The organism is Allobosea sp., assembly GCF_030694325.1.
GTDB lineage: Bacteria > Pseudomonadota > Alphaproteobacteria > Rhizobiales > Beijerinckiaceae > Allobosea.
In genome coordinates this window covers 1-7,750 of the sequence record NZ_JAUXYO010000190.1, presented here as the reverse complement: position 1 = coordinate 7,750, position 7,750 = coordinate 1, and the positions used below count along the sequence as shown (strand labels likewise).

Genomic DNA, 7,750 nt, shown 5'->3' with positions numbered 1-7,750 from the left:
GCCCGATGCTGTCGCGGTAGAACGCCGTGAGACCGGGCAGGTCGGTTACGCGCAAGGTGACCGTGCCGATGTGGAACGGGGCCTGCAGCGCCTCGAGGGCGGGCCTCGATCGATCTGCGACCGCAGCCATGGCAGCCTCCTCTTCGCCTCGCGGCCGAGCGCGCCGCGAACTCAGACATGGCGACTGGGCTGCCGTTTGTCTCCTGCCGAGGCTGCAAGCATGCGATTGCAGCTTCGCAACGGCTGCCTGCCTCAGCGGCGCGTCGGATCAGGCCGGTCGATGGCGAAATGGCTGAACCAGGGGGCCTCCACGCCGCCGATCAACGCCCCCATCAGCCGCGAAGCCAGATAGCTGAAGGTGATGCCGTTGCCGCCGTAACCATAGGCGGCGAGCAGGCGCGGATGGCCCGGAACGCGCCCGATCAGCGGCAGCCCGTCCTCCGTCTGTCCGAAGGCGCCCGACCAGGCATGGCCGAGGGTCGGCGCCGCTCCAGGCACGAGCGCCTGCAGCTTCGCGAGCAGGGCCGCCGTCTTCTGCGGTCCGGCGGCCTTGCGGTGCTCCGGATCGTCGTCGTCCTCGTCCTCGCCGCCGATGATGATGCGTCCGTCCACGGTGGTGCGACAGTAGACATAGTCCTCCGAGGCTTCCCAGACGAGCGCGGGGCCGGGCCAGAGCACCTCGCTCGCCTGCGGCAGCGTCGCGATCGCCCAGCTCGAGGCGACGTGATGCAGATCGCTCTGCACGCAGTCGGGCATGACATAGCCCGTCGCCAGCACGATATGCCCGGCCTCGATGGTGCGGCCGCAGGCGAGCTGTACCGTCGCGCTGCCAGGCGAGCTGTCGAAGGCGACCGCCTCGCCGCGGACGAGCCGCGCGCCGCGTTGCGCCGCCACATGAAGCAGCGCGTGGCAGAGGCTGAGCGGATCGCCCTCGGCCGAGCCGGGAGAGACGATCGCGGCGGCCCGGTCGAAGCCGTAGCGGCCGAGCAGCGCCGCATGGTCGAGCAGTTCCCCCGGCAGCCCGGCCTTGGCGCGGAGGGCGCATTCTTCCCTCAGATCGCGCGGTCCGATATCGCCGGCGGCGAGATAGACCGTGTCGCGCGGGTGGAAGGCGGCGCCGAGCCCGAGCGTCGCGACGCTCTCGATCAGGCCCTCCACGGCCTTGAAGCTGCGCCGGTAGACGTCGGCCGCCTTCTCGAATCCGTAGAGCTCGGCGAGCCGGCGCAAGGGCAGGTCGATCTCCCATTGCAGCATCGCGGTGCTGGCGGCCGTGCTGCCGAACCCCTCGCGTTCCCGGTCGACGACGATCACGTCATGCCCCAGCCCGGTCAGATGCTCGGCCGCCAGCGCACCGGTGATGCCGCCGCCGATGATCGCGACGTCGCAGCGCGTGTCGGAATCGAGTCCGATGCTCGCCGGTCGGGGCGGGCCGGAAAGCCAGGGGCTGGCCCCGCTGCGCAGGTCCTCGTGACGGGTACTGTCGGGATCGAGCATGGCATGACACTCCGGATCCGGCGGCGAGCGCCGACGGGGGATGAGCGGAAGGGCGGCGGGTGGCGGGCTATCCGGCCGCGGGAGGGCCGATCGTGTCGGCCATCCTCGCGCCGCGCAGCCCCATTGGCTTGGGTGTGCCGGTGGTCGTGTCGTGGGCCGTCTGGTGCTCGAGCTCGGCGTTGAATTCGGCGCCGGCGAGCACGATCATCGCCGAGAGCCAGAGCCAGGTCATGAACACGACGATGGTGGCGAGCGAGCCATAGGTCGCCGTGTAGTTGCCGAGCGTGCCGACATACCAGGAGAAGGCCCAGGAGGCGCCGGCCCAGAGCAGGGCGGCCGCGACGGCACCGGGCATCACCCAGACGAAGCGGGCCCGCTCGCGGCTGGGACCGATCCAGTACAACGCAGCGATTGAGAGCGTCGCCATCAGGAAGAAGGCCGGCCAGCGCACGAGCCGGATCAGCCGCTCCAGCTCGACGGCGAAGGGGAACAGCGCCGTCATGACCGGCAGGCTGGCGATGACGGTGAGCGCCGCCACCAGCAGCACGACTCCGCTGATCGTGGTCGCCAGCGAGATCACGTTCAGCTTGAAGAAGCTGCGCTTCTCCTGCTCGCGATAGATGATGTTGAGCGCGTCGAAGACCGCCTTGACCGCGGCATTGGCCGACCAGGCGGCGACCGCGAAGCTGATCAGAAAGGTCAGGGACAGGACCTGAACGTCCTGAGCCGCCAGCCGCATCGCCTGCTCGTGGATCAGCTCGCGGGCGGCCTGCGGAAAGACCGTCGTCACCGCGTCGAGCTGCTCGGCGATCGTCGCCGGGTCGGTCAGGTAGCGGTAGAGCGTCACCAGCAACGAGAGCGCCGGCACCATCGACAGCAAGGTGAAGAAGGCGACTGCGCCTGCGAGCGAGCTGATGCGGTTATCTGCGAGATTGGTCCCGAAGCGCAGAACCACGTCCTTCCAGCCGAGCCAGGTCATCTGCCACGGCGCCCGTGCCAGACGTCCGCGCGCGGCTTCGCGGCTGCGGCGAGACATCCGTCGGGTCACCACTTCGGCAACATAGCCGAGGGCGACGCCCGCACCGGCGGCTCCCGTGATCCGTTTCAGAAGGGACATGCAGAATGCTCCACTGCCGCATCGTCGCAGCGGCAGCACCGCCTAGCAACGGCGCGCCCACGCGAAGGTTCCGGGCGCGTCTGCCTGAGGGCCGGAGTTAGCCGCTCGTTAACCTTAATGCTTTCTCATCAACGAGACAGCCGCTCGCCCCGCGGCCGGTCCCCGTTTCGTAAAAGCGTCGAGGCTGCGATGACGATGCACAAGAAAGCGGCTCTCGCCGGCCTGGCGGCCCTGTGCGGCGCCTGGCTGTCGCTCGCTCCTTTGCTGGCGGCCGACATGCCCTCCGCCCGCAAGCTGCCGCCGGCCCCCGCGCTGCCGGACTTCTACTCCTGGACGGGTGTCTATCTCGGCGTGCAGGCCGGCTTCGCCTGGGGCCAGGAGAAGACGACCCTGTCCGACACGCTCGGCCGGGCCTTCAACGGGGCGGCCTTCCGCCAGAGTTCGGATGCCGCGCTCGGCGGCGGCCATGCCGGCTTCAATTATCAGACCGGCAGCCTCGTCTTCGGCATCGAGGGCGACGTCGAGGGGCTCGACGGTGGCGAGACGCTCATCGCGCCCGGCGTCTCGGCGCGGGTCACCCGCGACTGGCAGGCTTCGCTGCGGGGGCGTGCCGGCTTCGCGCTGGATCGCTTCATGATCTACGCCACCGGTGGCGCGGCCTTCACCGAGTTCAACTATCACCTCGTCGGCGCGGTCGCGGCTGCACCCGAGACGATCGATCGTTCGCGCACCGGCTGGACGGCCGGCGCGGGCGTCGCCTTCGCCTATACCGACAACCTGATCCTCGGCGCGGAATACCGATACACGGATTTCGGCAAATTCGGCCAGGCGGCCCGCGGCCCGCTGCTCGGGCTGACGGTCCGCCACGAGCCGACCTTCCACACGCTGCGCGCCAGCGTCGCCTACAAGTTCTGACCGAAGCCCGCCGTCAGAAGCCGGTACGCTGGCGGATCGCGGCCGCGAGCGTGCCGTCGTCGAGATAGTCGAGCTCGCCGCCGACCGGCACGCCATGGGCGAGCCTGGTCACCTTGAGCGGCAGATGCGCCAGGAGATCGGTGATGAAATGCGCCGTGGTCTGGCCGTCGACCGTGGCGCTCAGCGCCAGGATGATTTCCTTCACCGCCGGCTCGGACGCGCGCCGGACCAGCGCGTCGAGCGAGAGATGCTCGGGCCTGACCCCGTCGAGCGCCGACAGCACGCCGCCCAGAACATGATAGCGGCCCGGTACGGCGCCCGAACGCTCCAGCGCCCAGAGGTCGGAGATGTCGGCGACGACGACGATCAGCCCGTCCTCGCGGCGCGGGTCGCGGCAGAGGCCGCAGGGGTCGCTGGTGTCGACATTGCCGCAGGTCGAGCAGACCACGATCCGCTCCTTCGCCACGGCCATCGCCTCGGCCAGCGGGCCGAGCAGCGCCTCGCGCTTCTTCACCAGATGCAGCGCGGCGCGCCGTGCCGAGCGGGGCCCTAAGCCCGGCAGCTTGGCCAGCAGCTGGATCAGCCGCTCGATCTCGGGGCCGGCGATGGCGCGGGACATGGTTCTACCCTGTCATTCCGGGGCGGCCGAAGGCCGAACCCGGAACCCACGACCGGGCGAGCCATGCCTGTTCGACGGAGATGGTATCGACCCGGTCGTGGGTTCCGGGTTCTTCGCTGTGCGAAGCCCCGGAATGACAGGCCGACGTCAAAACAGCTTCATGCCGGGCGGGATCGGCAGGCCCTTGGTGATCTCGGCCATGCGCTCCTGCATCACACGCTCGGCGCGGGTGCGGGCGTCGCCGCAGGCGGCCACGACCAGGTCCTCGAGGATCTCGCGCTCGTCGGCGACCATCAGGGACGGGTCGATCTTCACCGCCTTGACGGCGCCCTTGGCCGTCATCGTCACCGTGACCATGCCGCCGCCGGCCGCGCCCTCGACCTCGATGGTGTCGAGCTCGGCCTGAACGTTGGCCATCTTCTGCTGCATCTCCTGCGCCTGCTTCATCAGGCCCATGATGTCGCGCATCGGGTCGTCTCCCTATGGTCGGTCAGAAATCGATACCGTCGAAATCGGGTTCCGCATCGTCGAACAGCGGCTCCCCGTCGGGCAGGTATTCGTCGGCCGCCGGCGCCGCCTCCGCGATATCGGGCTCGGCCGCGCGCGGATCGCGCACATCGACGATGCGCGCGCCCGGGAAACGCTCGAGCACCGCCTTGACGGCCGGGTGCGAGGCGGCGTCGCTTTCGCGCTGGCCCTTGGCGGCCTCGGCCTGCTCGCGCAGGGTCGCGCCGCCTTCGCCGTTGACCACCGCGACCATCCAGGTCTGGCCGGTCCATTCCTTCAGGCGGCGCGAGAGATCGGTCGCGATCGTGCGAGAGCTGCCGCTGGCGAGCGAAAACTCGATCCGCCCCTGCTCGAAGCGCACCGGGCGGACATCGCGCTCGAGCGCGAGCTTCAGCGTGATGTCGCGGTTCTGCGAGGCGAGCGCGACGACGTCCTCCAGAGAGGCGACCGACACGGCCGGCAGGGCCTGGGCGCGCGGGGCCGGCGTCATCATGGGCGCGGGATTGGCGCTCGCCAGCACGGGCCGCGCCGCCAGCGCCGTGTTGCCGCCGCCGGAAGGTGGCCGCGGCGCAGAGGAGGCGGCCTGCCCGCCCACGGCGCCCGAGCCGTCGCGCAGCATCCGCAGCGCCTCGTCGGGAGTCGGCAGGTCGGCGGCGTGCGCCAGGCGCACCAGCACCATCTCGGCGGCCATGATCGGCCGGTCGGCCTGCTTCACCTCACTGAGGCCCTTCAGCAGCATCTGCCAGGTGCGGGCGAGAATGCGGATCGACAGGCGCTGGGCGAAATCGCCGCCGCGCACGCGCTCCGCCTGGGACAGGCCATTGTCCTTGACCGCCTCGGGCACGAGCTTCAATCGTGTCACCAGATGGGTGAACTCGGCAAGATCGGAGAGGACGACGGTCGGGTCGGCGCCGGCATCATACTGGCCGCGCAATTCGCCCAGCGCGCTGGCGATGTCGCCCTTCATCAACGCCTCGAACAGGTCGATGACGCGGGCCCGGTCGGCCAGGCCGAGCATCGAGCGGACATCCTCGAGCGTGATCGTGCCCGCCGCGTGGGCGATGGCCTGGTCGAGGATGGAGAGGGAATCGCGCACCGAGCCCTCGGCGGCGCGCGCGATCGCGGCGAGCGCCTCGTCCTCGGCCGCGACATTCTCGGTCCGGCAGATGCCGGCGAGATGCGAGACGAGCAGGCTGGCATCGACGCGGCGCAGGTCGAAGCGCTGGCAGCGCGACAAGACCGTCACCGGGACCTTGCGGATTTCCGTCGTGGCGAAGATGAAGCGCGCATGCGGCGGCGGCTCCTCCAGGGTCTTCAGGAAGGCGTTGAAGGCCCCCGTCGAGAGCATGTGCACCTCGTCGACGATATAGACCTTGTAGCGCGCCGAGACGGGGGCATAGCGCACCGCGTCGTTGATCTGGCGGATGTTGTCGACGCCGTTGTTGGAGGCGGCGTCGATCTCCTGCACGTCGATGTGCCGGCCCTCGATGATCTCCCGGCAATGGACGCCGAACGCGCGCAGGTCGGTCGTCGGAGCGCCGCCGCCATCGGCCGTCTGGTAGTTCAGCGCCCGCGCCAGGATGCGGGCGGTCGTGGTCTTGCCGACGCCGCGGACGCCCGTGAGCATCCAGGCCTGGGGGATGCGGCCGGCGGCGAAGGCGTTGGTGAGCGTGCGCACCATCGCATCCTGGCCGATCAGGTCGCCGAAATGCGCGGGGCGGTATTTGCGGGCGAGCACGCGATAAGGGGCGACCGCCGCCGGCGCCGGCGCGGGATCGAAGCCGGCGAAGCCCGGTTCGTCGGCCGGGGGGGCTGCGTTGCTGTCGTCGCTCATCGGTCTGGTTTGGCGGTTCGCCGCGCGAGGGTCAACGCCCGTTTCGATGCGGGGGCCGCACCCCGAGGCTGCGGCCTCGCGGGGCCTGTCGCGACGGTGGGAGGCTGGACGAAGACCCGTTCGGTCTCGTTAGGGCTGCTTCCTTCCGGACCTGACCCGGTTGGCGAGTGAGACGTCCCTCGCCAACCTCCCGCCCGCTATATCGGGGATAAGCCCCGCGAGTGCAAGCGCGCCTTCGGCATTGACTTGGACCGGGCCATCCGTCATAAGCCCGCCACTTGCGCAACCCTCGGGGCGGCGCGGAACCATTCGCATGCAGGCTCGGTCGGCCACGCTTTCTTTTGGGAAAGCCGCGGCCACTGTGCCGACGAGCCCCGGAGACGGACGATGAAGAGAACCTATCAACCCAGCAAGCTGGTCCGCAAGCGCCGCCACGGCTACCGCGCCCGCATGGCGACCGCCGGCGGCCGCAAGGTCATCGCCGCTCGTCGCGCTCACGGCCGCAAGAAGCTTTCGGCCTGAGTGGCCGGCGCGTGACGGTCGCGCGCCGCATCCGCGAGCGTTTTTTCCGGAAGACCGGCCAATCGCCATGCGCCTCGCCCGTCTGACGCAACGCAAGCAGTTCCTGGCGGCGGCCGATCGAGGCCGCCGTTTTCGTTCGTCCGCCTTCACCGTCCAGGTTCTCGACGGGCCGCAACGTGCGGCCGGCGAGCAGCCCGAGCCGGATGGCTTGCGCCTCGGCCTCACGGCCTCGCGCAAGGTCGGCAACGCCGTCATCCGCAACCGCATCCGGCGGCGCCTGCGCGTCGCCGCGGAAAAGGCGCTGGAAGCCCAGTCCGGCCGGCCCTGCGACATCGTGGTCGTGGCGCGGCCGGAGACGTTGACCGCCGATTTCGACATGCTGGTGAGCGAGCTTGCGGTCGCGGTCGATCGCGCACGCCCGCAGGGCCAGGGGCGCCGGCCACGTCCGGCTCCGGGTCCCGCGGCCGGCAAGACGAGGGGCAAGGGCGGCGAGCGCCCGCCCGGCCCCCAGAACGACTGAAATCCCCCGAGCCCGACGCGGCGTCAGCGAGATCTGTTTCCGATCATGATGAAAGAAGACAACCGCAACCTGCTTCTGGCGATCACGCTCTCCGTGGTCGTGCTGTTCGGCTGGCAGTACTTCTACGGCGTGCCGCAGATGGAGAAGCAGAAGCAGATCGCGCAGCAGAACCAGCAGGCGCAGAGCCAGACCGCGCCTGTGCCCGCACCGGGCAGCGCGCCG

General features: G+C 70.0%; 8 protein-coding genes and 1 other RNA gene. 3 read left to right on the top strand and 6 right to left on the bottom strand.

Annotated features, from left to right (window positions below; genetic code table 11):
- Nucleotides 1–252 precede the first annotated feature (252 nt).
- Together Q8M82_RS12185 and Q8M82_RS12180 are read right to left on the bottom strand one after the other, a co-directional pair.
- Nucleotides 253–1,494 (bottom strand): NAD(P)/FAD-dependent oxidoreductase, encoded by a 1,242-nt coding sequence (locus Q8M82_RS12185; RefSeq protein ID WP_305691618.1) that lies wholly within the window; start codon nucleotides 1,492–1,494, stop codon nucleotides 253–255.
- 67 nt (nucleotides 1,495–1,561) lie between these two features.
- Nucleotides 1,562–2,611, bottom strand: coding sequence for a YihY/virulence factor BrkB family protein (locus tag Q8M82_RS12180; protein WP_305691617.1), 1,050 nt, complete (start codon nucleotides 2,609–2,611; stop codon nucleotides 1,562–1,564).
- A gap of 189 nt (nucleotides 2,612–2,800) precedes the next feature.
- Here Q8M82_RS12180 and Q8M82_RS12175 point away from each other — a divergent pair, with 189 nt between their 5' ends.
- Entirely contained in the window at nucleotides 2,801–3,526 is a 726-nt protein-coding gene (locus Q8M82_RS12175) for an outer membrane protein (protein WP_305691616.1), read from the top strand.
- Nucleotides 3,527–3,539: 13 nt separating this feature from the next.
- Here the strand turns inward: Q8M82_RS12175 and recR are convergent, their stop codons facing one another.
- The 4 genes from recR to ffs form a co-directional block, all read right to left on the bottom strand.
- Nucleotides 3,540–4,145, bottom strand: coding sequence for a recombination mediator RecR (gene recR / locus Q8M82_RS12170; RefSeq protein ID WP_305691615.1), 606 nt, complete (start codon nucleotides 4,143–4,145; stop codon nucleotides 3,540–3,542).
- Between the two features lie 147 nt (nucleotides 4,146–4,292).
- The gene (locus Q8M82_RS12165; RefSeq protein ID WP_305691614.1) at nucleotides 4,293–4,613 is read right to left on the bottom strand and encodes a YbaB/EbfC family nucleoid-associated protein; all 321 of its coding nucleotides are present in this window, start codon (nucleotides 4,611–4,613) and stop codon (nucleotides 4,293–4,295) included.
- 22 nt (nucleotides 4,614–4,635) lie between these two features.
- Nucleotides 4,636–6,486: a DNA polymerase III subunit gamma/tau gene (locus Q8M82_RS12160; RefSeq protein WP_305691613.1), complete on the bottom strand. Its 1,851-nt coding sequence runs from the start codon at nucleotides 6,484–6,486 to the stop codon at nucleotides 4,636–4,638.
- A 95-nt stretch (nucleotides 6,487–6,581) separates the two neighbouring features.
- Nucleotides 6,582–6,678, bottom strand: an RNA gene (gene ffs / locus Q8M82_RS12155) — signal recognition particle sRNA small type.
- Nucleotides 6,679–6,873: 195 nt separating this feature from the next.
- Here ffs and rpmH point away from each other — a divergent pair.
- Entirely contained in the window at nucleotides 6,874–7,008 is a 135-nt protein-coding gene (rpmH, locus tag Q8M82_RS12150) for a 50S ribosomal protein L34 (protein ID WP_067253664.1), read from the top strand.
- Between the two features lie 67 nt (nucleotides 7,009–7,075).
- The gene (rnpA, locus tag Q8M82_RS12145; protein WP_305691612.1) at nucleotides 7,076–7,528 is read left to right on the top strand and encodes a ribonuclease P protein component; all 453 of its coding nucleotides are present in this window, start codon (nucleotides 7,076–7,078) and stop codon (nucleotides 7,526–7,528) included.
- The last annotated feature ends 222 nt before the right edge of the window (nucleotides 7,529–7,750 follow it).